The organism is Secundilactobacillus paracollinoides DSM 15502 = JCM 11969, from assembly GCF_001311135.1.
Lineage (GTDB): Bacteria > Bacillota > Bacilli > Lactobacillales > Lactobacillaceae > Secundilactobacillus > Secundilactobacillus paracollinoides.
In genome coordinates, this window is sequence record NZ_BBAG01000146.1 from 1 (window position 1) to 1,560 (window position 1,560).

At 42.2% G+C, this 1,560-nt stretch carries 1 protein-coding gene; it reads left to right on the plus strand.

What is annotated here, in order from left to right; translation table 11 throughout:
* The first annotated feature begins 130 nt into the window (after positions 1 to 130).
* The gene (locus JCM11969_RS16650; RefSeq protein WP_054713007.1) at positions 131 to 1,489 is read left to right on the plus strand and encodes an IS4 family transposase; all 1,359 of its coding nucleotides are present in this window, start codon (positions 131 to 133) and stop codon (positions 1,487 to 1,489) included.
* The last annotated feature ends 71 nt before the right edge of the window (positions 1,490 to 1,560 follow it).

Genomic DNA, 1,560 nt, shown 5'->3' on the forward strand with positions numbered 1-1,560 from the left:
GAAACTTGAAAGCTGATAATCACGCCAAAGGCGTGTGGTTATTGGCTTTTTTAGCAAAAAAATAAACGCAAGCTCTCCTGCGTTGTATACTTTAGTCGACCAAAACCAAAATACAAAGGAGACTTACGTCATGAATATTATAAGACAAAAAAATACTGAAAACGAGCTTCACAATATTGTTCGTCAATTTACTTCCCTCATTGGTCTATCTAAACTCGCCAAATTGGTGAATTATCGCCGGCATTCAGAAATCAGTTTGATGAAGGTCATTGAATGGCTGCTCACGACAAAGTTCCTAGGACGCTCGCTTTATCGAGCACGTGAAACACCTAACTTTACCAGTCGCACAGTTAGAAATAATTTGAACGATGGCCGGATCAATTGGCAACGTCTGGTCTGTCAAGTTGGGGGTCATTTAATCAAGCATTTGCGACCATTTATTGACCGCCGGCGGCGGTTGGCATTGATCATTGACGATACCCTCTTTTCCCGTGAGTACGCCACCCAAACCGAATTACTAGCACGGGTCTTTGATCATGACAAACAGTTATATATTAAGGGCTACCGGGCTTTAACTTTGGGGTGGAGTGACGCCAATACATTTTTACCAATCAACTTTGCATTAATGTCTTCCAAGAAGCCGCAAAACGTCCTTGGAAAATCCGCTAAAACAACCGATCAACGAACCATTGCTGGCCGGAGACGGCGCCAAGCACAGCAAAAAATGAACCTCGTTTCACTGCAACTTGTCAAGCAAGCCCTCATAAATGGCGTTCTAGCTGACTATGTGTTATTTGATAGCTGGTACAGCTCACCAAAAATGTTCTATGAATTAACCAAGTTGGGACTAAACGGCGTGGGCATGCTTAAACGGTCCAGCAAGGTTTACTATCAATATCGCGGACGGCAATATTCAGTTAAAGCATTATACAAGCGACTGCAAGCTTCAAAATATCAGCCCAAGCAAACTTACCAATATAGCTGCTTCGTTGAAGCACATGTTGGGAACCAAAAGTTCAAGCTTCGCTTGGTATTCGTGGCCAATCGGGCCCGGCAAGATGACTACCTGGTACTGGCAACGACTCAGTTAGCCCTTCAGCCACAAGAGATCATTCAACTATACGCCCGAAGATGGCAAATTGAGAATTACTTTAAAGTTGCCAAGCAATATTTACGGCTAGACAAATCACAAGTTCAAAGTTATGACGGACTTTGTGGCCATTTGGCAATTGTCATGATAGCTTACAACTTGTTAGCCTGGCAGGAACGTCAAAATGAAGACGACCGAACCATTGGGGATTTATTTTTCATTATGAATGAAGCCATGCCAGATATTGAGTTGTCTCAAGCACTGGTATGGCTTCTAAATTCGCTGAAAGCGATTATTAATCATGAACTTTATGCAAGGAGGACTCAAATTATTCAGATGATGAATCAGTTCTTCGCATTTTTGCCGAAACGGTTAGTTTCGCTACTAACAGCAAGCTAAATGTTTAAAATAATTGAAATGAGCTTTGTGATACCAAGGGATCAGTCTGTCTCGGAGCTTTCAAGTTTCAG

What these genes read in the sequence shown, in the direction of transcription:
- JCM11969_RS16650 (WP_054713007.1), top strand. Translation starts at nt 131, where the DNA reads ATGAATATTATAAGACAAAAAAATACTGAAAACGAGCTTCACAATATT.